At 70.7% G+C, this 21,910-nt stretch carries 20 protein-coding genes; 5 read left to right on the forward strand and 15 right to left on the reverse strand.

All coding sequences use genetic code 11. From position 1 onward, the window contains the following. Nucleotides 1-100 precede the first annotated feature (100 nt). Both ACH4YP_RS22205 and ACH4YP_RS22210 read left to right on the forward strand, forming a co-directional pair. The gene (locus tag ACH4YP_RS22205) at nucleotides 101-1,828 is read left to right on the forward strand and encodes a cation acetate symporter (RefSeq protein WP_361056590.1); all 1,728 of its coding nucleotides are present in this window, start codon (nucleotides 101-103) and stop codon (nucleotides 1,826-1,828) included. Next, the gene (locus ACH4YP_RS22210; protein ID WP_361056593.1) at nucleotides 1,825-3,039 is read left to right on the forward strand and encodes a histidine kinase; all 1,215 of its coding nucleotides are present in this window, start codon (nucleotides 1,825-1,827) and stop codon (nucleotides 3,037-3,039) included. Before ACH4YP_RS22205 ends, ACH4YP_RS22210 begins: the two co-directional genes overlap by 4 nt. A gap of 54 nt (nucleotides 3,040-3,093) precedes the next feature. On the opposite strand, the gene ACH4YP_RS22215 is transcribed toward ACH4YP_RS22210, so the two are convergent. The 7 genes from ACH4YP_RS22215 to ACH4YP_RS22245 all read right to left on the reverse strand — a co-directional run bounded on the left by ACH4YP_RS22215 (nucleotide 3,094) and on the right by ACH4YP_RS22245 (nucleotide 11,035). Further along, entirely contained in the window at nucleotides 3,094-3,252 is a 159-nt protein-coding gene (locus ACH4YP_RS22215; protein WP_107102596.1) for a hypothetical protein, read from the reverse strand. A gap of 13 nt (nucleotides 3,253-3,265) precedes the next feature. Further along, nucleotides 3,266-5,221: a protein kinase gene (locus ACH4YP_RS22220; protein ID WP_361056597.1), complete on the reverse strand. Its 1,956-nt coding sequence runs from the start codon at nucleotides 5,219-5,221 to the stop codon at nucleotides 3,266-3,268. Between the two features lie 33 nt (nucleotides 5,222-5,254). Then, on the reverse strand, nucleotides 5,255-6,613 hold the full coding sequence (locus tag ACH4YP_RS22225; protein ID WP_398491975.1) for a DUF6777 domain-containing protein: 1,359 nt from the start codon (nucleotides 6,611-6,613) through the stop codon (nucleotides 5,255-5,257). Between the two features lie 177 nt (nucleotides 6,614-6,790). Then, complete coding sequence (locus ACH4YP_RS22230) at nucleotides 6,791-7,741, reverse strand: cytochrome c oxidase assembly protein (protein WP_361056603.1); 951 nt, start codon at nucleotides 7,739-7,741, stop codon at nucleotides 6,791-6,793. Between the two features lie 116 nt (nucleotides 7,742-7,857). Further along, nucleotides 7,858-8,883 carry a 6-phosphofructokinase gene (locus ACH4YP_RS22235; protein WP_306941176.1) on the reverse strand — a complete coding sequence of 342 codons (1,026 nt, stop codon included), beginning with the start codon at nucleotides 8,881-8,883 and terminating at the stop codon, nucleotides 7,858-7,860. Between the two features lie 165 nt (nucleotides 8,884-9,048). Beyond that, on the reverse strand, nucleotides 9,049-9,777 hold the full coding sequence (locus ACH4YP_RS22240; RefSeq protein ID WP_269650822.1) for a type 1 glutamine amidotransferase: 729 nt from the start codon (nucleotides 9,775-9,777) through the stop codon (nucleotides 9,049-9,051). 19 nt (nucleotides 9,778-9,796) lie between these two features. After that, nucleotides 9,797-11,035: a MurT ligase domain-containing protein gene (locus tag ACH4YP_RS22245; RefSeq protein ID WP_361056611.1), complete on the reverse strand. Its 1,239-nt coding sequence runs from the start codon at nucleotides 11,033-11,035 to the stop codon at nucleotides 9,797-9,799. Between the two features lie 143 nt (nucleotides 11,036-11,178). Between ACH4YP_RS22245 and def the strand changes: the two genes are divergently transcribed. After that, the gene (gene def / locus ACH4YP_RS22250) at nucleotides 11,179-11,718 is read left to right on the forward strand and encodes a peptide deformylase (RefSeq protein WP_361056613.1); all 540 of its coding nucleotides are present in this window, start codon (nucleotides 11,179-11,181) and stop codon (nucleotides 11,716-11,718) included. Nucleotides 11,719-11,782: 64 nt separating this feature from the next. Here def and ACH4YP_RS22255 read toward each other — a convergent pair whose 3' ends face one another. Next, complete coding sequence (locus tag ACH4YP_RS22255; RefSeq protein WP_361056616.1) at nucleotides 11,783-12,427, reverse strand: TetR family transcriptional regulator; 645 nt, start codon at nucleotides 12,425-12,427, stop codon at nucleotides 11,783-11,785. Between the two features lie 169 nt (nucleotides 12,428-12,596). On the opposite strand from ACH4YP_RS22255, the gene ACH4YP_RS22260 reads away from it, so the two are divergent. Beyond that, nucleotides 12,597-13,826 (forward strand): acyl-CoA dehydrogenase family protein, encoded by a 1,230-nt coding sequence (locus ACH4YP_RS22260; RefSeq protein WP_398491979.1) that lies wholly within the window; start codon nucleotides 12,597-12,599, stop codon nucleotides 13,824-13,826. Nucleotides 13,827-13,862: 36 nt separating this feature from the next. Here the strand turns inward: ACH4YP_RS22260 and ACH4YP_RS22265 are convergent, their stop codons facing one another. The 3 genes from ACH4YP_RS22265 to ACH4YP_RS22275 are packed head-to-tail and all read right to left on the reverse strand — an operon-like array spanning nucleotide 13,863 to nucleotide 16,673. Continuing rightward, entirely contained in the window at nucleotides 13,863-14,396 is a 534-nt protein-coding gene (locus ACH4YP_RS22265; protein ID WP_361056622.1) for a cupin domain-containing protein, read from the reverse strand. Then, nucleotides 14,393-15,601, reverse strand: a complete 1,209-nt coding sequence (locus ACH4YP_RS22270; protein WP_398492211.1) for a cytochrome P450 — start codon at nucleotides 15,599-15,601, stop codon at nucleotides 14,393-14,395. Before ACH4YP_RS22270 ends, ACH4YP_RS22265 begins: the two co-directional genes overlap by 4 nt. Before the next feature lie 7 nt (nucleotides 15,602-15,608). Then, complete coding sequence (locus ACH4YP_RS22275) at nucleotides 15,609-16,673, reverse strand: type III polyketide synthase (protein ID WP_361056628.1); 1,065 nt, start codon at nucleotides 16,671-16,673, stop codon at nucleotides 15,609-15,611. Nucleotides 16,674-16,852: 179 nt separating this feature from the next. Between ACH4YP_RS22275 and ACH4YP_RS22280 the strand changes: the two genes are divergently transcribed. Further along, on the forward strand, nucleotides 16,853-17,545 hold the full coding sequence (locus ACH4YP_RS22280) for a transcriptional regulator (protein ID WP_398491982.1): 693 nt from the start codon (nucleotides 16,853-16,855) through the stop codon (nucleotides 17,543-17,545). 96 nt (nucleotides 17,546-17,641) lie between these two features. Here ACH4YP_RS22280 and ACH4YP_RS22285 read toward each other — a convergent pair whose 3' ends face one another. The 4 genes from ACH4YP_RS22285 to ACH4YP_RS22300 all read right to left on the reverse strand — a co-directional run bounded on the left by ACH4YP_RS22285 (nucleotide 17,642) and on the right by ACH4YP_RS22300 (nucleotide 21,499). Further along, the gene (locus ACH4YP_RS22285) at nucleotides 17,642-17,881 is read right to left on the reverse strand and encodes a DUF6213 family protein (RefSeq protein WP_055617065.1); all 240 of its coding nucleotides are present in this window, start codon (nucleotides 17,879-17,881) and stop codon (nucleotides 17,642-17,644) included. Between the two features lie 25 nt (nucleotides 17,882-17,906). Next, nucleotides 17,907-19,292, reverse strand: a complete 1,386-nt coding sequence (locus ACH4YP_RS22290; RefSeq protein ID WP_398491984.1) for an NADP-dependent succinic semialdehyde dehydrogenase — start codon at nucleotides 19,290-19,292, stop codon at nucleotides 17,907-17,909. 192 nt (nucleotides 19,293-19,484) lie between these two features. Next, nucleotides 19,485-19,955, reverse strand: coding sequence for an NUDIX domain-containing protein (locus ACH4YP_RS22295; RefSeq protein WP_398491986.1), 471 nt, complete (start codon nucleotides 19,953-19,955; stop codon nucleotides 19,485-19,487). Further along, complete coding sequence (locus tag ACH4YP_RS22300; protein WP_398491988.1) at nucleotides 19,952-21,499, reverse strand: ATP-dependent DNA ligase; 1,548 nt, start codon at nucleotides 21,497-21,499, stop codon at nucleotides 19,952-19,954. The genes ACH4YP_RS22295 and ACH4YP_RS22300 overlap by 4 nt, the downstream gene beginning before the upstream one ends. Between the last annotated feature and the right edge of the window lie 411 nt (nucleotides 21,500-21,910).

Below are 21,910 nucleotides of genomic sequence, written 5' to 3' on the forward strand. Positions count from 1 at the left end.
GGACCGAGCCCGAGCCCGAGAACCGCTGAGCCCAGGACGAGAGCACCGCGTGAGCGAGAACAGCCCGTGAGCGAGAACAGCCTGTGATCGAGAGCAGCCCGTGAACGAGAACTACGCCGTCCCCGCGGTCGCGCTCGTGGTCGTCGCGACCGTCTTCGTCGGCGCCTTCGGCCTGCGCATATCCCGCACCACCTCGGACTTCTACGTGGCCTCGCGCACGGTCGGCCCCCGGCTGAACGCCGCCGCCATCAGCGGCGAGTACCTCTCCGCCGCCTCCTTCCTCGGCATCGCGGGCCTCGTCCTCGTCCAGGGCCCCGACATGCTCTGGTACCCGGTCGGCTACACCGCCGGCTATCTGGTCCTGCTGCTCTTCGTCGCGGCCCCGCTGCGCCGCTCCGGCGCCTACACCCTGCCGGACTTCGCCGAGGCCCGCCTTGCCTCGCAGGCCGTACGGCGGCTGGCCGGAGCCTTCGTCGTCGGCGTCGGCTGGCTCTACCTCCTGCCCCAACTCCAGGGCGCGGGGCTGACGTTGAACGTCCTGACCGGAGCCTCCAAGCCGCTCGGCGGCATCATCGTCGCAGTCGTCGTGGTCGCGACCGTCGCCGCGGGCGGCATGCGCAGCATCACCTTCGTACAGGCCTTCCAGTACTGGCTCAAGCTCACCGCCCTGCTGGTCCCCGCGCTCTTCCTCGTCCTCGCCTGGCAGGGCGACGGAGCCCCGGACCGCCCCTTCGACGAACCGGCCACGTTCCGCGAGCACCGGGTCGTCCGCATCGACGCCGGACTCGACCTCAAACTCGGCCAACCGCTGAGCGTCACCGCGACGGGCACGGTCGACGGCGAGCGGTACGAGGACGACCGGGTCCGGCTCCCGGCGGGCGTCCACCGCATCGAGCAGGGCACCCGGCTGACCTTCACCAAGGGCGACCCCGTCCCCGTCGCCGACCGCGGCAGCAACGGCGGCATGTCCACCTCCCTCGCCGCCGGCCGCGAGGAACGCCCGCTGTACGCCACGTACGGACTGATCCTCGCCACCTTCCTCGGCACCATGGGCCTGCCGCACGTCGTCGTCCGCTTCTACACCAGCCCGCACGGCGTCGCCGCCCGCCGCACCACCGTCGCCGTGCTCGGCCTGATCGGCGCCTTCTACCTGCTGCCCCCGGTCTACGGAGCGCTGGGCCGCCTGTACGCGCCCGAGCTGACCCTCACCGGGGACGCGGACGCCGCCGTACTGCTGCTGCCCGACCGGGTGATCGGCGGGCTCGGCGGGGACCTGCTGGGCGCGCTGGTGGCGGGTGGTGCCTTCGCCGCGTTCCTGTCCACGGCGTCGGGCCTGACCATGGCGGTGGCGGGCGTCCTCACCCAGGACGTGCTGCCCTCGCGCGGCGTACGGCACTTCAGGCTCGGCACGGTCCTCGCCATGATCGTGCCGCTCGCGGCCAGCTCGATCGTCGGCGGACTGCCGGTCGCGGACGCCGTGGGGCTCGCCTTCGCGGTGTCCGCCTCGTCCTTCTGCCCGCTGCTCGTCCTCGGCATCTGGTGGCGGCGGCTCACCCCGCCGGGCGCGGCGGCCGGGATGATCGTCGGCGGCGGCTCCGCGCTGCTGGCGGTCGCCGCCACGATGGCGGGCTTCCCGGGCACGGGCTCGCTGCACGCGCTCCTCGCCTGGCCCGCGCTCTGGTCGGTGCCGCTGGGCTTCCTCACGATGGTGCTGGTGTCCCTCGCGACACCCGGGCGGGTGCCGGCCGGCACGGCCGCGATCCTCGCCCGCTTCCATCTGCCCGAGGAACTGGCCGGCGGACAGGTACGCGCGGAGGTCAAGGCATGAGCGGTTTCCTGGCCGGGCTTCTCGTGGCCGTACTCCCGCTGCTGGCCGCCGGGTTCTGGCTCGGCCGGCGCACCTCCCGCCCGTCGAGCCTCGGCGGCCTCGGCACCCCCGTCGAGCACGCCACCTTCGAGACCCTGCACACCGCGTCGCTCGCCGCGCCGCCGCTGCGGGCCGGCCTGACCGGGGAGACGGCCCGCAAGTCGGCACGACGGCTGCGCACCCTGCTCGGCACCGACGCGCTCTGCCTCACCGACCAGGACACGGTCCTCGCCTGGGAGGGCGTCGGTGAACACCACCGGGACCAGATCATGGAGCGGCTCGGCGGCCCCCTGGAGACCGGCCGCGGCGAGGCCTTCCGCCTCGACTGCGACGAACCGTACTGCCCGCTGCGCTGGGCCGTCGTCGCCCCGCTCACCGTCGACGACCGGGTGCACGGGGCGCTCGTCGCCTGCGCGCCCCGCGAGTCGGCCGTGCTCGTCCGGGCCACCGGCGAGGTGGCCCGCTGGGTCTCGGTCCAGCTGGAGCTCGCCGACCTCGACCAGTCCCGTACCCGGCTGATCGAGGCCGAGATCAAGGCGCTGCGGGCCCAGATATCCCCGCACTTCATCTTCAACTCGCTCGCCGTGATCGCCTCGTTCGTCCGCACCGACCCCGAGCGGGCCCGCGAACTCCTCCTGGAATTCGCCGACTTCACCCGCTACTCGTTCCGCAGGCACGGCGACTTCACCACGCTCGCCGACGAACTGCACGCCATCGACCACTACTTGGCGCTGGTCAGGGCCCGCTTCGGCGACCGGCTCTCGGTCACCCTGCAGATCGCCCCCGAAGTACTCCCGGTGACCCTGCCTTTCCTCTGCCTCCAGCCGCTCGTCGAGAACGCCGTGAAGCACGGCCTCGAAGGCGGTGGCGGGAAGGTCGACAAGAGCCGCATCACCATCACCGCGCAGGACGCGGGCGCCGAGGCACTCGTCGTCATCGAGGACGACGGCCCCGGCATGGACCCCGACCGGCTGCGCCGCATCCTGTCCGGCGAGGTCAGCCCCTCGGGCGGCATCGGCCTGTCGAACGTGGACGACCGGCTGCGGCAGGTGTACGGCGACGACTACGGCCTCGTCATCGAGACCGCCCTCGGCGCGGGCATGAAAATCACCGCCCGGCTGCCGAAATACCAGCCGGGCGTGCACTCGGCGGGGCGACTGCCCCGCGAATGAGTCCCCCGGGAGAAGGACCGCCGTGCTCTCCCGGGGGATGAAGTACGACGTGCGTCAGGTAGGGCGTGACACCACCATGGCCAGCGTGATCAGACCGAGCACGACCCAGCCGAACCACAGCCAGCCACTGCTCCCGAGCGCCACCGTGTAGGCCGTGACCACGACCAGTCCGCCTACGGTGAGCACTCCCATGGTCTTCGTAGAACCGGGCATCGCAACACCCTCCTCATGGTTCGTCCCTCTCCATGGTGCCCCCGTCTTTGCGAATTGCAGTGCAGACAACGAAATGTGTGCCCGACTGCCAGGCGCTCTCGCCCACCCAGGAGGAGGATTTGTAGAGGTTCGGGTCGTGGCCGTAGTCGTTCGGCGGCATCTGGCTCTGGCAGGCGTCGGTCGCCCGGTCCCGAGCCTCGTCCAGGGTCGTGTCGAGGCTCATCTTCAGGAAGTCGAGCACCTTCTCCTGATGCGGGCCCTTGCAGGAGACCAGCCTGGCGCCCTCGTCGGAGACCACATCGAGACAGTCCCGCCTCTGCATGGTGGCCGTGTCGGTGAAGCGCGTGCCCAGCTTCCGGTGGTCACCGAGCGGGCCGTACACGGCGTTGCCGCGCGCGTCCAGGAGCAGGCACGCGACGCGACGCCCGGCGGCGCCGAAGCCGTCGGCGGTCGGGACCGCGGCGTACGAGCGTACGCTCGCGAGCCTGCTGCTGGTCAGCTCGGTGCGTTGTGCGCACTGGGCGGCACCGCTCGTGCGAGCCGCGTCGGCGGACGCGGCCTCGAAGACCGCCATCACCTGGCCCTCGGTGTCATTGCTGCCGCACGACACCACCCTGAGCCCCGGCGGGCCGTCGAAGGGGGTGCCCGTCTTCCAGTCGGCGTCCACGCAGTCCCCGTCCCTGAGCGGCTCGGTGAGCCCGATGACCTCTCCGTACGGCTTCCCGGCGCCCTTGCCCGGCAGGTACGCCATCGCGTACCAGGCTCCACCGCCCGCCAGTGCCAGGCCCAGCGCGGTCGCCAGTACGGCCTTCAGGACGCGGTGGCGCGGGCGGCGCCTGCTGGTGGTGGGCGGGGGAGGTCCGTAACCCTGCCCGGTCGGCCACGGGGGAGGCCCCTGCCCGGGCGGCGGCCAGGTGGTGGGGTTCTCCCGGCCGGGCGCCGCCGAGGACTCCTGCGCGGCCGACGGCGCGTGCCACTGTGAGCCGTTCGCGTGGCTCTGCGAGGGCCCGGGCGTCTCGGGGACATGGGGTGCGGCCGTACGGGTGGGCCCGTCCGCCCAGGGCGGCTCCGAGCCGGTGTCGAACCCGGTCCGTGGATGCGACCGCGGCGTCAGGATCGCGGACAGCGCGCCCTCGGCCTCCTCCGCGGTGATCCGGTGAACGGGGTTCTTGGTGAGCATGGCCGCCAGGAGCGACTCCAGCGCGCCCGCGCGCAGCGTCGGACGCGGCTCCTCCAGCACGACGGCGGTGAGCGCCGCGAGCCCCGTATCACGGTCGAAGGGGCCGTAGCCCTCGACGGCGTAGTAGAGCGTGCAGCCCAGCGAGAACAGGTCGGCCGCGGCGGTGGGCGGCCCGCCATGGGCCCGCTCGGGCGCCAGATAGCCGGCGGTGCCCACGAGCACGGAGGTCTGCGTGTACCGCGTCTCGCCGCCGTCGGGCTGCACGGAGATGCCGTAGTCCGTGAGCAGCACCCGGGCGTACGGCGAGCCGGCGCGGTCGGGGGCCAGCAGGATGTTGGCGGGTTTCACGTCCCGGTGCATGACGCCCCGCTCGTGCCCGGCGGTCAGCGCGTCCAGCACGGCGAGTCCGACGCGGGCGCACTCGGCGGGGGCCAGCGGTCCGCGCTGGGTGACCAGGGCGTGCAGGTCGAGTGCGCCCGGCACGTACTCCATGACGATCCAGGGCAGGCCCTCGTGCTCCAGGACGTCGTGCACGGTCACCACGTGCGGGTGGCCGCGCAGGCCCGCGGCGTGCCGGGCCTCGGCACGGGCCCGGGCGACCCGGGCCGAGCGGTCGCCGTCCTCGCCCGGGCTGCGGAACACGATCTCCTTGAGCGCGACCTCGCAGGCCAGCCGCTGGTCGTGGGCGAGCCAGACATGTCCCATGCCGCCGCTGCCCAGCTGGTTCAGCAGAAGGTACCGGCCGGCGATGACCCGGCCGACTCCCGACTGCGGTGATCCTGATGCCATCCGGTCACTCCCGGGGTTCGGCTCTGGGTGGGCTTACGCCTGACCGACAGCGGGCTCGCCCGGAGCCGGCGCACTGGACGAGCCGGGTTCGCTCGACGCGGGTTCGCCGGTCACCGGCTCGCTCCGTGTGGGTTCGGCGGACGTCGGCTCCGCGGAGGTCGGCTCGACGGTGGGCGGCGTGCTCGACACGGTGGGGGTGGTCGGGACGGCCGTCGTCGGTTCGCCGATGGTGGGACGGTCGGTGGTGGGATCGCTCGATGTCGGACCGCTCGTGTCCGGATCGTCCGTGTCAGGACCGTCCGTGGTGGGGCCGCTCGACGTCGGTCCGCCCGTGGTCGGACCCTCCGTCGTGGGCCCGTCCGTGGTGGGTCCTTCGGTGGTCGGCCCGCGCGAGGTCGGGTCGTCCGATGCCGGGTCGTCCGTGCTCGGCCCGTCGGACGGGTCCGGCTTCGGAGGCGTACCCGGCTCCTCGCCGCCGTCCGCGACGCTCAGGGCCACCGCTTCCCCGAACCGCAACTCGGTTCCCGGCCCCGGATCGGAGCCCGTCACCGCCGCGTCCCCCGGCGGGAGTCCGTCGGCGAAGGTCGCCGCAAGCCCGAGCCCGGACAGCCGCTGACTGGCCTGGTCGAAGGTCATTCCGGCCAGGCGAGGCACCGCGTGCTGCTTCGTCGCGTCGAACGGCTCGTCGTTCTCGCCGGTGCTGCCGACGGGGCGGTTGATGCCCTGGTCCGGGTCGTCCACGTCGACCAGCGCGATCCGCTCCAGCGGCTGGGGCGAGGGCTTGACGGTCACCACGTCGGACTTCTCGTAGCCGTCCCATTTTTTGTTGCCGTCCTCGAACTTGACCGAGATCTTTTCGGGATCCTTGTCGAAGGACTGCAACGGATTTCCGCACGAGCACTTCACCGCGGGAAGACCCTGGTCGTTCACCAATACCGCGATCCCGGCCTCCAGCAATGCGTCGAAGGCGACAGCCTCGCCCTTTTTGTAGTCGTGGTTCTTCACGAGAGTGTCGTGACGCAGCAGAACGGGTGTGAGGTCGTCGATGTACCCCTCGATCCGATCAGGCGCGATGCCCACGATGCGGGCCCATTCCCGGGCCTTTCGACGGTTCCCGGGATCGGTGAGGAAATCCTTGAGACGGTCGACGTCACAGACCTTGGGTTTCCGCGTACCCCCGTACAGACCAGGGGTGTTGCCCTGCTGCAGGCCGCTGTGCGGCTGCTCCGGCCTGAGCTTCGTCTCGTCGGTGCCGAGCGAGCCGTCCTCTTCGAAAAAAGGTGCGAGTGACGGTACTCCGGCCGCGACGGCCTTCACCGCGAACAGGCGTTGTTCCGTGCATCCGCTGAGGATCACCGCAGCGGCGAGTAGCACGGCAAGCCTTCGGACCACGGTTTTTCCGGTCCTCAGCAAGCATGCGTGAATTGTCATGACCGCTCCCCCCAGCGGATCCCCCGTAACCCTGCAGAGCGGAAGCAGGGCGTCACGCATCATGCTACTGAATGGAAAAGCCTTTCAGTCAAGGGGAATTTCCAGTGTGTACGGAGTGACCGAAAGGGGAAAAGGGGCTCAGCGACCGCGTGCGTTGAGTGAGGCCAGATAGGCGTTGTATGCCTCGAGTTCCTTGTCGCCGTCGCGGTCGGCGGCCCGGTCCGAGCGCCGTGCCTGCCGCTCCTCGGAGCGGTGCCACTGGAAGAGCAGCGCGAGGAGCACGAGCACGGACGGGATCTCGCTGAACGCCCAGGCGATACCGCCGGCCGCGGTCTGGTCGGCGAGCGCGTCGATGCCGAGCGAGGCGGGCGGATTCTCGTACGTCTCGACCATCGGCTGGGACGCCATCATCAGCGCGATGCCGAAGAACGCGTGGAACGGCATGCCGGCGAACAGTTCCAGCATCCGCATCAGATAGCCGGGCCGGTGCGGACCGGGATCGACGCCCATGATCGGCCAGAAGAACACCAGACCGACGGCGAGGAAGTGGCACATCATCGCGATGTGGCCCGTCTTGGAGTCCATCAGGAAGTCGAAGATCGGGGTGAAGTACAGCGCGTACAGGCTCGCGATGAACAGCGGGATCGTGAACGCCGGATGTGTGACGACCTTCATGAACCGGCTGTGCAGGAACATCAGGAGCAGCTCGCGCGGCCCCTTGCGGTCACGGCCGGCCGTCGGCAGCGCGCGCAGGGCGAGCGTGATGGGCGCGCCGAGCAGGATGAGGATCGGCGACAGCATGCTGATCACCATGTGCTGCACCATGTGCACGCTGAACATGACCATGCCGTAGTCGTTGAGCCCGGTGCACAGTACGAGCATCACGCTCAGGACGCCGGCGACGAACGACACGGTCCGCCCGACCGGCCAGGCGTCACCGCGCCGGACCAGCCGCACCACACCCCATCCGTACAGCGCGAGCCCCAGGAGGCAGGCGACGAGGAAGAACGGGTCCGGCGACCACTGAAGTCCCCGCCCCAGCGTGAACGGCGGCAGATCCATCATCATGCCGGGCCCGCTGTGATCCATCCGCCGGCTCCTGTTTCGTACTGGTTGCGCTGTCTGTCCGCACCCAGACTAGAACCGACCCCGGTCACTGTTATGACCGGGGTCGGTGCAGCGCGGACCGAGCTCTCCTCCGTACGTCAGAGAACGCACTCCGCTTCCGCGTACCGCTCGTCCGGAACCGTCTTCAACGTCTCCACGGCCTCCGCCAGGGACACCATCACGATGTCGGTCCCCCGAAGAGCCGTCATCTTCCCGAACTCCCCCCGGTGTACGGCCTCCACCGCATGCCACCCGAACCGGGTCGCGAGCACCCGGTCGTACGCGGTGGGCGTACCCCCGCGCTGGACGTGCCCGAGGATCACCGGACGGGCCTCCTTGCCGAGGCGCTCCTCCAGCTCGATGGAGAGCTGCCGGGCGATGCCGGCGAAGCGCTCGTGGCCGTAGACGTCCTTGCGGCCCTCGTCGTAACTCATCGTGCCCTCGCGGGGCTTCGCGCCCTCCGCGGCCACGACGATCGCGAACCTCTTCCCGGCCGAGAACCGCTCGCCGACCTTCTCGGCCAGCTCCTCGATGTCGAAGGGCCGTTCCGGCACGACGATGGCGTGCGCGCCCGCGGCCATGCCGGAGTGCAGGGCGATCCAGCCGGTGTGGCGGCCCATGACCTCGACGATCAGGACGCGCTGGTGGGACTCGGCGGTGGTCTTCAGCCGGTCCAGGGCCTCGGTCGCGACCCCGACGGCCGTGTCGAAGCCGAAGGTGACGTCCGTGACCGCGATGTCGTTGTCGATGGTCTTCGGCACACCGACGATCGGCAGGCCGCCGTCCGAAAGGAGCCGGGCCGCCTTGAGCGTTCCCTCGCCGCCGATCGGGATGATCGCGTCGAGCCCGAGCTCCTCGACATGCCCCCTGGCCCGCTCCACACCGTCACGCAGATGCGCCGGCTGGACACGGGAGGAACCGAGCATGGTGCCGCCGCGAGCCAGGATGCCGCTCACCGCGTCCAGGTCGAGCTTGAGGTAGTCGCACTCCAGGAGGCCTTTCCAGCCGTCGCGGAAGCCGATGACCTCGTCGCCGTGGTCGACGACGGCACGGTGTACGACGGACCGGATGACGGCGTTCAGGCCGGGGCAGTCGCCGCCGGACGTGAGGACACCAATGCGCATAGCCCGAAATACCTTCTCAACGTGGGCCGGGAACCGGACCACGCTGTCCGGCGGGACGCCGCCACCCTACCGGCGGCAGGGGGCGGGTCCGCATCGTGCGTCCGCCTGCTGGACGTCCCCGCACAGGTGAGCGGACGCCCTGCCAGACGGGCCCCGCCCCTGAGGTCACGCGGGCTGCTGAGCGGCCGCGATGCGCTCCGAGCGCAGCGCCTCGTACCAGCGGTCGTCGATCGGAGGCAGCGCGTTGACGTCGAGGGCCAGCTTCAGCAGCAGGTCCGCGATCAGCGGGTTGCGCGCGAGCACGGGCCCGTGCATGTACGTCCCGAAGACCGTGTCGTTGTACGCGCCCTCCGTGCCGTCGCCCGTGCCGTTGCCCTTGCCGAGCCGCACGTTCGCGAACGGGCGGGCCGTGGGGCCCAGGTGCGTGATGCCCTGGTGGTTCTCGAAGCCGGTGAGCGGAGGCAGACCCAGCCGCGCGTCGATGTCGCCCAGCACGTCACCGACGCACCGCTCGCCCTCGCCACGCGTGGAGACCACGTCGAGCAGGCCGAGACCCGGCTCGCGCTGACCGAGGTCGTTGATGAACTCGTGGCCGAGGATCTGGTAGCCGGCACAGACCGAGAAGACGATCGCGCCGTTGCCGACCGCGCGGTGCAGACCGCCGTCGCGGCGCAGCCGCTCCGCCGCGAGCCGCTGCGGCCGGTCCTCGCCGCCGCCGATGAGGTAGATGTCACCGGAGGTGGGGATCGCCTGGTCGCTGCGTACGTCGAGACGGGCCACGTCCAGACCGCGCTGCCGGGCCCGGCGCTCGACGACGAGGGCGTTGCCCTGGTCGCCGTACGTGCTCAGCAGGTCCGGGTAGATCCACACCAGCCGCAGGCTGTTGTCACTCATTCTCTTGGTCCTTCGGGGTTCAGTTGCCGACACGACGCCGCAGGTCCTGGAAAGCGGTGTAGTTCGCGACGACCTCGATGCGTCCGGGCGGCGCCAGCCGCACGGCCTGGTCGAGGTTCTCGCAGACCTGGAACTGCTGGCCCGCGACCTCCAGACGGACGGCCAGGTCCAGCTTCCGGTCGCCGAGCACGAAGATCGGGTGGCCGGTCAGCTGCGTGTAGTCGACGTCCCACAGCCAGGAGGTGTCGGTGCCGTCGGCGCCGCGCGCGTTCACCGAAAGGATCACCGGGGTCGGCGGCGGGTCGATCAGCGAGAACGTCTCCAGCCAGCCCGCCGGGTTCTTGGCGAGCAGCAGGCGCAGGTCGCGCTGCATGAACTGGACGACGTCATAGCGGCCGGCCACCGCCTGCACCTGGTACATGCGTTCCAGGGCGACCTGCGGAGGCACGCCGAAGACGGCGGCGACGGCGGCCGACGACGCGGCGTTCGCCTTGTTGGCGCGGCCGGGCAGCTGGAGGTGGATCGGCCAGGCCGAACCGTGCGGGTCGAGCACGTGGTCGCCGGAGAGCGCCCAGCTCGGCGTGGGACGGCGGAAACCGCAGTCGCCGCAGAACCAGTCGTCGCCGGGGCGCTGCATCACACCGCCGCAGGACGGGCAGGACCAGGCGTCGTCCTTCCACATCTGACCGGCCGCCACCCACACCACGTTCGGCGAGGAGGACGCGGCCCACACGACCAGCGGGTCGTCCGCGTTGGCCACGACGACGGCCTTCGAGCCCGCCAGACCCTCACGCCAGTGCTCGGCCATCATGCGGGTCTCCGCCGCACGGTCGAGCTGGTCGCGGGAGAGGTTGAGCAGGGCGATGCACTTGGGATCCGTGTCCCGCGCCACACCGGAGAGGTACTTCTCGTCCACCTCGATGACCGCGTACCGCGATTCCGAACCGCCGGCCAGCGCGGACGTGATGCCCGCGGGCATGTTCGCCCCCAGCGCGTTCGAGACGACGGGGCCCGCCGCGCGCAGCGCCTCCGCGATCAGACGTGTCGTGGTGGTCTTGCCGTTGGTGGCCGACACCAGGATGACGTCCAGGTGCTGGGCCAGACTGGCCAGCAGGTCGGGGTCGAGTTTGAGTGCCACCCGGCCGCCGATCACCGATCCGCTGCCACGGCCCGCGGCGCGTGACGCCGCTGCGACCGCCTTGCCCGCCGTCACGGCCAGCTTGGCCCGCGGCGACAGCGGGTCCGAGTTGCCTGCCATCAGTTCCCGATCCTCCTTGCGTACGACGCCGCGCCCTGCTCCCGGCAACGTGTGGCCCTCAGCCTATCGAGATCCACTCACCGGCCCGAATCGCGGCACCTCCGCGGCACCCGCGCGACATTGAGGACCGTACCCTTGCCGCCATGCGACACGGCTCGATCCCGGGCGCCCGAGGGCGCGTCCTTCCTCTGTCTTTGCTCGGCGACCCCGTGTTGCACACACGGTGTGAAGAAGTCGCGGAGTTCGGGCCTCAACTGGCGCGGCTGGTCGAGAACATGTTCTCGACGATGTACGCGGCGCAGGGTGTCGGTCTTGCCGCGAACCAGGTCGGCGAATCGTTGCGGCTCTTCGTATACGACTGCCCCGACGACGAGGAGCGGCGGCATGTGGGGCACGTGGTGAACCCGCGGCTCGTCGAGGCGGACGGGCTGGTGCTGCGGGGGCCCGAGGGGTGCCTGTCGTTGCCGGGGCTGGAGGCGGGGACCGAGCGGTACGACCACGCCGTGGTGGAGGGGTTCACCGTGGACGGTGAACCCGTGCGGATCCATGGCACCGGGTGGTTCGCGCGGTGCCTTCAGCACGAGTGCGATCACCTTGACGGTGGGCTGTACGTGGATCGGGTTCGTGGATGGCGCCGCCGGAGGGTCATGTGGCAGGCGGGGAGGGCCTCTTGGGGACGGTGAGGGCCGACCGCGCCCCTTCAAGGGGCGCGGGGAACTGCGCAGTCTTTGAGGGGCACGCGGACCGCTAGAAGGCCGGGCCACCCAGCTTGTCGCCCGCCGCTGCCAGGCGGCCCCACAGGAGGTCGGCCAAGGCGCGGACCAACTCCGCGCGGGCGCAAGGCCGTTCGCCGAGCCACCAGTCGCCCGCCGCGTGCATCATGCCGACGATGCCGTGGCCCCAGACGCGGGCCAGCTGCTGGCTGTCGGGGCCGAGGTCGACGCGCTCCTCGATGACCTCGGCGAGTTCCTCGCCCATGCGGCGCAGCAGGGGAGCGGAATGCTGCCCGGAGTCGAAGCCCTGGTCGCTCTGCGGGCCGCCCTCCGACGGATGCATCAGGAAGCGGTACACCTGCGGGCGTGCCTCGATCGCCGCGAGGTACGTGTCGAGCGTGGCCTCCACGCGTTCCCGGCGCTCGGCCGGTGCGTCCAGGGCGGCGCGCAGCGCGCCCAGGAGGGCGTCCGTGTGCCGCTTGGCGAGGGCCGCGTACAGTCCACTCTTGTCGCCGAAGTGGCGGTACAGAATCGGCTTGGTGATGCCCGCCTCCGCCGCGATGGCGTTCATCGAGGCACTTGGGCCGTCGCGGAGCACCACCCGGTCGGCGGCCTCCAACAGCTCGCGCCGTCGGCGGTCGGCGGACCTTTGTTGGTCGGTCCGCTGTGTGGTGTCCATGTGCTCTCCCCACCCGTGCTTATTCGGTGACGCCTGCGCAACGTAACACCCGCCAATGATTCTGCCTCGAACGGGCTGCCGAGCGGGAACGGGGAGTTGACTTTTCCTACCCACCGGTAACAGGCTACGGTTACCGCAAGTAACACGTGAGTGCAGCGCTGGAGGGGACATGGCCGAGTTCACCATGGAGCTCAACGACGAACAGAAGGAGGTCCGGGACTGGATCCACGGGTTCGCCGCTGACGTCATCCGCCCCTCAGCCGCCGAATGGGACGAGCGCGAGGAGACTCCCTGGCCCGTCATCCAGGAGGCCGCCAAGGTCGGCATCTACTCCCTGGACTTCTACGCCCAGCAGTACTTCGACCCCACCGGCCTCGGCATACCCATGGCCATGGAGGAGCTGTTCTGGGGGGACGCGGGCATAGCCCTTTCCATAGTCGGCACCGGCCTCGCCGCCGTCGGCGTCCTCGCCAACGGCACCGAGGAGCAGATCGGCACCTGGATCCCCCAGATGTACGGCGATGCCAACGATGTCAAGGTCGCCGCCTTCTGCTCCTCCGAGCCCGACGCCGGCTCCGACGTCGCCTCGATGCGTACGCGTGCCGTGTACGACGAGGCCAAGGACGAGTGGGTGCTCAACGGCACGAAGACCTGGGCGACCAACGGCGGCATAGCCAACGTCCATGTCGTGGTCGCGGTCATCGACTCCGAGCTGGGCTCCAAGGGGCACGCGTCCTTCATCATTCCGCCGGACACGCCCGGCCTGTCCCAGGGCCAGAAGTTCAAGAAGCACGGCATCCGCGCCTCGCACACCGCCGAGGTCGTCCTGGAGGACGTACGCGTACCCGGATCCTGCCTGCTCGGCGGCAAGGAGAAGCTCGACGAGCGCCTCGCCCGCGCACGTGAGCGGGCCAGGGCCGGCGGCGGCGAGCGGCTGAAGAACGCGGCGATGGCCACGTTCGAGGCGTCCCGCCCGGCCGTCGGCGCCATGGCGGTCGGCACCGCCCGGGCCGCGTACGAGGTCGCCCTCGACTACGCCAAGACGCGTTCGCAGTTCGGCCGCCCGATCATCGACAACCAGGGTGTGGCCTTCCAGCTGGCCGACATGCGTACGTCCATCGACGCGGCGCGGCTGCTCGTGTGGCGGGCCTCCTGGATGGCCGTGAACGGAAAGCAGTTCACCTCGGCCGAGGGCTCCATGTCGAAGCTGTTCGCCAGCGAGACGGCGAAGAAGGTCACCGGGCAGGCCATTCAGATACTGGGCGGCAACGGATACACCCGGGAGTACCCGGTCGAGCGGATGCACCGGGACGCGGCCATCTACACGATCTTCGAGGGTACGAGTGAGATCCAGCGGTTGGTGATCGCTCGCACTCTGTCGGGGATGCCGATCCGGTGATCGCGGGATCCGCGGGCACGTCGTGCCTGGTCCACGTCACCGGTGTTTCAAAGGCGTGAGCTGCTCGATGTCGTATCGCGAACGCAGTTCCTCGATCGCGGCGTGGTCCGGCGGACCACCCCCGTCGAGGATCTCCAGCAGCTCCTCGAAATAGCGCTCGTGATCCGGTGGCGGGGACGCCTGGAAGAACATCTTGGCCGGATTCCCCGTAGGGTTGGCGAACGCGTGCGGGCAACCGGGCGGTACGACGATCACCGTGCCCGGTGTCGCCCGTACCACCTGGTTGCCCGAACCCGACTGCCAGCGCTGCCAGTTGTCGGGTGTGCGGACGAGGGGCTCGAAGGCGAGCACGTCCAGCTCGCCCTCGAGCACGTAGAACAGCTCCTCGCTGCGCGAGTGGACGTGCGCGCCCACGTCGAAGCCCGGCGGGACGACGACCTCGAAGCTGGACGCCGTCCGGGAGTGCGTGCCGGTCACCTTGAAGGTCACGTGCTGGGCCGGGGTACGGACCGTACGGCCGTGACCGGGCGGGACCAGCAGGCCTTCGGGCGGCGGCGTGAGCGCGGTCACCAGGTGACGGGCAGGGCCTCGGGCCCGCGGATCAGCGCGCCGCGCCGCCACGGCACCTCGTCCGCCGAGACCGACAGACGCAGCGTCGGGATCCGGTCCAGGAGCGTGTTCACGATCAGCTCCTGCTCCATGCGGGCCAGCATGCCGCCCACGCAGTAGTGCGGGCCGTGCCCGAACGCCAGGTGCGGGTTGGAGGCGCGCTCGAAGTCGATCCGGTCGGGGTCCGGGAAGACCTCCGGGTCGCGGTTGGCGGCCAGGTACGACACGTAGATCGGGTCGCCCTTGCTGATCCGTACGCCTCTGAGCACCACGTCCTCCGTGGCGATACGGGACAGGCCGACGGCGTTGCGGTGCGGGATGTACCGGTGCAGTTCGTCGATCGCCTGCGGGCGCAGCTCCGGTTCGTCGCGCAGCCGGTCGAAGAGGGCGGGCCGGGTGAGGAGGACGTAGAGCATCTGGCCCGTGTTGTTCGTGACTGCCTCGCCGCCGATCTGGATCGGGCCCGCGAGCGCCATCGCCTCCTCCTCGGTGATGTCGCCCCGGCCCACCGCCGCGCCCAGCAGCGAGGTCACGTCCTCGCCGGTCGCGCCGCGCCGTTCGGCGATCAGCTTGGCGAAGTACGCCTCCATGTCCACCTTGGCCTGCTCGCTGACCTTCGCCCCCTGGGAGGAGGACAGGATCGCCTGCGTCCACGTGTGGAGCGTGTGCCGGTCGGTGGCCGGGACACCCATGAGCTCGCAGATGACGGTGATCGGGAACGGGGCCAGGACACGGTCGATGAGGTCGGCGGGCGGTCCGTCCCGCAGCATCTCGTCCACCATCTCCTCCAGCGTCCGCTGGGCGTTGGCGCGCAGCCGCTCGATGCCGCGTGTGGTGAACGCGCTGTTCACCGCTCTGCGCAGCCGGGAGTGGTCGGGCTTGTCGACGAAGTTCATCGCGCTCGCCTGCGGGATGAAGTGCGGTGCCAGCCGGGTGACTTCGCGGCCGATCACCTCCGCGCGGCTGAACCGGGGGTCGTTCGTGACCAGCCGTACGTCCTCGTAGCGCGTGACCAGCCAGGCCCAGCCCTCGCCGTTGGGCAGCTGGATCCGGTTGATGGGGCCCTCGCGCATCAGCTCGGACAGGACGGGGTCGAAGTCGACCCCCGTCAGGTCCAGGGCCGGCCAGTGCCGTACCGGAGGTGCCGGCGTCGTCTCTTCGCTCATGGTCATGTCATGCCGTTTCTTCGTCTGAACGGTGCCAGCGGCCCAGCGCCATCTCGGCCGTGATCCCCGGCCCGAAGCCGGCGAGCAGTCCGCGTGCCTGGTGGTGGGAGCCGCCCTCGTCGAACAGCCGGCGCAGCGCGTCCAGGACGACGGCGCTGGCGATGTTCCCGTACTCGGTGAGCGTCGCCCGGCTGAACCGGAAGGCCTCCGGTGCCACTTTGAGGAACGTGCTGAGGTCGTCGAGGATCCGCGGACCCCCGGCGTGGATGATGTAGAAGTCCAGGTCGGAGGCGTCCCAGCCGTGCAGGCCCGCGAGGTCCTGGAGCGCGGGGGCGAGCGGCTCCATCGTGGTCGGCACCCGCTTGTCCAGCAGGAAGTGGAAGCCGGTGGCCCGGACGTCGTACATGATCCAGTCCTCGGTCTTGGGGATCAGGTACGAGCCGTTGCGCTCCAGGCGGATGCCCTCGCCGCCGCGTCCGCGGACGACGGCCGCGGCTATCCCGTCCCCGAAGAGGCCGTTGCACAGCAGGGAGCCGACGCCCAGGTCGGTCGGCTGGTAGCACAGCGAGCAGAACTCGCAGGCCACGATGAGGGCGTTGGCCTCGGGATAGGCCGTGCAGAAGTCGTGCGCCCGGTTGATCGCCGCGCCCCCGGCGGCACAACCGAGCTGCGCTATCGGCAGCTGGCGCGTGTCGCTGGAGAACTCCATGGAGTTGATCAGCCAGGCCGTCAGCGAGGGCATCATGAAGCCCGTGCACGAGACGTAGATGATCACGTCGATGTCGGCGGCCAGCACTCCCGCCTCGTCGAGCGCCCGCTGTACGACCGCCGGGACGCGGGCCTTGGCCTCGGCCTCGTAGGCCTTGTTGCGTTCCTCGAAGCCCGGGTGCTTCAGGGTTTCCTCGATGGGCCGCACGATGTGCCGCGTGCGTACGCCGGTGTTCTCGATCAGCCGGAGCGCGAGCGGCAGCTGGGGGTGATCGGGGTGGCGGGAGCGCGCCAGCTCCAGCGTCTCCTCCATCGTGATCACGTATTCCGGAACGGACACCGCGGGTCTGCACAAAGTCGCCATGTGCCTGCGCCTTCTCTCGTCCGCCGGGAACTCCCTCTCCTCGGCGGAAGGGTGGTCCCACCACGATCACCCGACCGGGCCGGGATATCGCGCCGGACTACTCCAGATCGGGGACCCCCGGGTGGGCGTGGCACCCTGGTCGAAGGGTCAGCGAGTCAGCCGAACCGAAGGAGTACGCGATGACGCGGACGGCCAGGGAACTGCTGGACAGCACCACCGGAAAGCTCGCCCCCGACCCCCACGCCAACCGCCTCCTCCCGCTGATCGCCCGAGGCGCGGCCCGCCGCGACACGCTCGCGGCCCTCGCCCTCGAACAGCGCCACGTCATCGCCGCGGACCGCCGCGCGTTCCTCCACCTGGCCGAACGGTCGGCCGCGGCGGGGACGACCGCCGGTTCCGAGTGCGCGGCCGTCTTCGGCATGCTCGCGGAGGGCGAGACGCTGGCCCAGGACCGGCTCGGGGCGTACGTGACGGCCTGCGGCGTGGACACGGCACGGGAGGCGGCGTACGAGCCCCTCGCCGACTGCCAGGCCTATCCCGCGTACGTCGCCTGGCTGGCCCTCAACGGCTCACCGGCCGAGGTGGTCCTCGCCCTCAGCGCCAACTTCGCGGCCTGGGGCGGCTATTGCGCCACGATCGCCGAGTCCCTGCGCGACCACTACGGCTTCGACGATGCCTCTTGTGGCTTCTTCGACTTCTTCGCCGAACCGTCACCCGAACTGGACCAGCGGGCCTTGTCGGCCGTGCAGGCAGCCCTCGACACCGGACGGCTGGACGAGAACGAGGTCCACCACTACGGCCGCCTGCTACAGACCTACGAGACGAAGTTCTGGCACGCACTGTGGGAACTGGACCAGCGGATCGCCCCGTAAGGGGCGCGGGGAACTGCGCAGTCTTTTGAGGCGCGAGGAACTGGGCGACCAGCCACGACGAACCCGCAGCGATCGGACGGCCGCCGAACAACGAACCTAGCCGGACGCACTCCCACTGCTGTGCGCGATGCACGCCACATCAATCCGGTCGGCAAGCTTCGCAAGCTCGATCGTGAGCGCGGCGACGGTGTCCTCGTCGAGGCCGTCCTGCCCCGCCTCCACCAGATGCAGCCACCGACCACCCATCGTTCGCAGGAGCTTGCTCACGTCGGCCGCGGAAACCTGCAAGGTACCGCGGTCGTCGACGATCAGAGGCAGGGTCACTTCGCGGTTCACAGAGGGGATCGTAGCTGCGGAACGCTCACGCTCCGTGCCATACGGTGGTGATGTTGCAGAACTCTCGGATTCCGTGTCCCGACAGCTCACGCCCGTAACCGGACCGCTTCACCCCGCCGAACGGGAACGCCGGGTGGGACGCCGTCATCCCGTTGACGTACACGGCGCCCGCCTCCAGGTCACGTACGAAACGGTCGATCTCGGTCTCGTCGCGGGTCCAGACATTGGAACTCAGGCCGAACGGCGTGTCGTTGGCGATCGCCACGGCCTCGTCGAGGTCGGCGGCGCGGTAGAGGGTCGCCACCGGTCCGAAGGCCTCCTCCAGGTGGATGCGCATCTCGGGGGTGATGTCGGCGAGGACGGTCGGCGGGTAGTACCAGCCGGACCCGTCGGGGCGCTCCCCGCCGCACAGGACGGTCGCGCCGCTCTCGACGGCGTCGTCGACCAGTTCCTCCAGGTCGCCGCGGCCCTGTTCGGTGGAGAGCGGGCCGACGTCCGTGTTCTCGTCCAGGGGGTCGCCCACCGTCAAGGCCTTCATGCCCGCCGTGAAGCGCTCGGCGAAGGCGTCGAAGACGTCCGTGTGCACGATGAACCGCTTGGCGGCGATGCACGACTGGCCGTTGTTCTGAACCCGGGCCGTCACGGCGACCTGTGCCGCCCGGTCGACGTCCGCCGACGGCATCACCACGTACGGGTCGCTGCCGCCGAGCTCCAGGACCGTCTTCTTGACCTCGTCCCCGGCGACCGACGCGACCGCGCGGCCCGCCGGTTCGCTGCCGGTCAGGGTGGCCGCCTTGATCCGCGGGTCGCGCAGGACGTTCTCGACCGCGCCCGAGCCGATGAGCAGCGTCTGGAAACAGCCCTCGGGGTAGCCCGCCCGGCGGAACAGGTCCTCCAGGTACAGGGCGGTCTGCGGGACGTTCGAGGCGTGCTTGAGCAGGCCGACGTTGCCCGCCATCAGCGCGGGCGCGGCGAAGCGGATCACCTGCCAGAGCGGGAAGTTCCACGGCATGACCGCCAGGACCGGGCCGAGCGGGCGGTAGCGCACGAGGACGCGGGAGGCGCCGGAGTCCTGCGCGTCGGCCGTGTCGCCCTCCTCGTCGGCGAGGAGTTCCTCGGCGTGGTCGGCGTACCAGCGCATCGCCTTCGCGCACTTGGCGGCCTCCGCACGGGCCTGCTTGACCGGCTTTCCCATCTCGGTCGTCATCACGCGGGCGACGTCCTGCGTGTCGCCTTCCAGGAGGTCGGCGGCTCGGTGCAGTAGCTGTGCCCGCTCGGCGAATGAGGTTGTGCGGTGGGTGTGGAACGCCGCCTCTGCGGTTGCGAGGCGGTGTTCGATCTCCTCGGCGCTCAGGGCGTCATAGGTCTTGAGCGTTTCGCCGTTCGCCGGGTTCACCGTTGCGATGGGCATGGCTTTGACCTCCTGGTACGGGCTGTGACTTCGACAATCTCGCTCCGCGGGACGGGGCGCAACGCGGACGGGGGCCGCGTACCCGTGCGGGAGCCCGGCATGTGTGGCGTCCCGGGGGCGGTATTCGACGTGCGGGTCCGCCGTGGCTGGTCGCGCGGTTCCCCGCGCCCCTAAAAGAAGGGGCGCGTCTCCTCAGCTCGTCTGTTCTGCGAGGCGGTCCAGGAACGTCGTCTGGGCCTTGACCAGCAGAGTCCGTGCCCGGTCCAGATCCAGCCATTCCACTCTGTCCAGTTCCGGGAACTCCTGGACCCGGCCCGAACCCCGCGGCCATTCCATCGTGAAGGTGCCGGGGACCGTCGTCGTCACGTCCAGGTCCGCCTCGACGGCCCAGACCGTGACGACCTTGCCGTTCGTCTGGGTGACCTCGCCGAGGGGGATGGGGTGGCCCTCGGGAGGCGGGAGCCCCAGTTCCTCCTGGAACTCGCGGCGTGCCGCGTCCCAGGCCGGTTCGTCGGGCTCGTACTCACCCTTCGGTACGGTCCAGGCGCCGGCGTCGCGGCGCGCGAAGAACGGGCCGCCCATGTGGCCCAGGAGTACCTCGACGCCGTGGTCGGTGCGGCGGAACAGGAGCAGGCCCGCGCTGCGTTTCGCGGGGGCGGTCACGGGGCGACCTCCGGGTGGGCGGCGAGCAGGGTTTCGACGGTGTCGGCCTGTGCCGGGGTCTTGTCCTCGCGGTAGCGGACGACCCGGGCGAAGCGGAGGGTGACGCCCGCCGGATAGCGCGTGGAGCGCTGCAGACCGTCGTACGCGATCTCGACGACCAGTTCGGGGCGGACGGTCACGACCCAGCCGTTGTCCTCGACGGCGAGTTCCTGGAGCCGCTCGGTCTGCCAGGCGAGCAACGCGTCCGTCAGCCCCTTGAAGGTCTTGCCCAGCATGGCGAAGGAACCGTCCGGATTACGGGCGCCCAGATGCAGGTTGGAGAGCTTGCCGGTGCGCCGCCCGTGGCCCCATTCGGCGGCCAGCACGACCAGGTCCAGGGTGTGTACGGGTTTGACCTTCAGCCAGGAGGCTCCGCGCCGGCCCGCGCTGTAGGGGGAGTCGAGGCCCTTGAGCACGACACCCTCGTGGCCGCGCTTCAGCGTGTCGGCGAGGAACTGTTCGGCGGTGGCCCGTGCCCGCTCGTCCGCCGGGTCGGCCACGAGGGTCCGCCGTACGCGCATCGGCTCGGGGACCAGCCGGGCCAGCTCGGTGTGGCGCTCCGCGAACGGCAGGTCGAGCAGGTCGCGGCCGTCCACGGAGAGCGCGTCGAAGAAGACGGGGGAGACGGGGACGGCCTCGGCGGCCGTGGCGACGTCCACGCGGGAGCCCACGCGGCCCGCGATGTCCTGGAACGATCGAGGCCGCCCGCCCTCGTCGAACGCGATGACCTCGCCGTCGAGGATGAAGTGCTCGCCCTTCAACTCCCGTGCGGCGGAGGTGAGTTCGGGCAGCCGGTCCGTGATGTCGTCCAGGGTGCGGGTGTAGAGGCGTACGTCGTCGCCGTCGCGGTGGACCTGGACCCGGATGCCGTCCAGTTTCTCCTCGACCGCGCAGACGCCGAGCTTGTCGATCGCCTCGCTGACGGACGAGGCGCTGTGCGCGAGCATCGGCTGGACGGGGCGGCCGACGGTGAGCCGGAACGCGGCGAGGGCCTCCGGTCCGTCGGCGAGCAGCCGCTCCGCCACGGTCTGCAGCGAACCCGCCAGCATCACCGCCCGCCGTACGTCGGCGGAGGGCGCCCCCGTCGCCTGGGCGAGCCCCTCCACGGCGACGGCGTCCAGGGCGCCCTGACGCACCTCACCGCCGATCAGCCCGAGCAGGAACCGCTGCTCGGACTCGGTGCACGCACCCATCAACTCCCCGACCAGCCGCACCCGTTCCGCCTGGGAGCCGGTGCCGGAGACCTTGCCGAGGTCCGTGAGGCGGGCGTCCACCTCCCGCACGGTCAGGGTGGGTTCCACGGCGGGCGGAACCGGCGTGCCGAGGATCTTCCAGCCGATGCCGAGCCGCCCCTGGGGAAGGCGGCCCGCCAGATACGGGATGACGATCGGCACGTCGTCCGCCTCGGCGTCCCGGAACAGCTCCGCGAGCAGAGCCGTCTTCCGGGACCGCGCCGAGGTGGCGGCGACCTCCTGGGACACACGGGCGAGCCGGTGCAGCAGCATGCAGCCATGGTGCAACGGAGGCGCCGGGTCCACACCCGCACGGGGTCTTCGGGCTCCTCGCGGGCCCGTGGGTTGTGGTTCAGGGCCGGGCCACACGGTCCCGGGGGCTCAGGAGCCCACGCCCACGCACGCGCTGCGGTGTCCGCACGGCCGCGCCCCGCGTCCCGGGTGCCCCGCGTGGCAACGGCTCGGGCCTTGGCCCACGCCTGCGACGAGGCCGGCCCGGCCCGGCGGGCCGCGCGGCTGCCCCCGCGCGGCCGTCTCCGTGCTGCCGCCCCCGGACGGCCACGTCGCGGCTGCCCCCGCGGGGCCACGGCTCGGGCCTGCGCCTGCGTCCGCGTCCGTGAGATCGGCCTTGCCCGGGGTCGCACGGCCGCGTGCGGCTTGGCCCCGCCAACGGCCCGGGGCCAA

The organism is Streptomyces sp. NPDC020747 (assembly GCF_044334695.1).
Classification (GTDB): domain Bacteria; phylum Actinomycetota; class Actinomycetes; order Streptomycetales; family Streptomycetaceae; genus Streptomyces.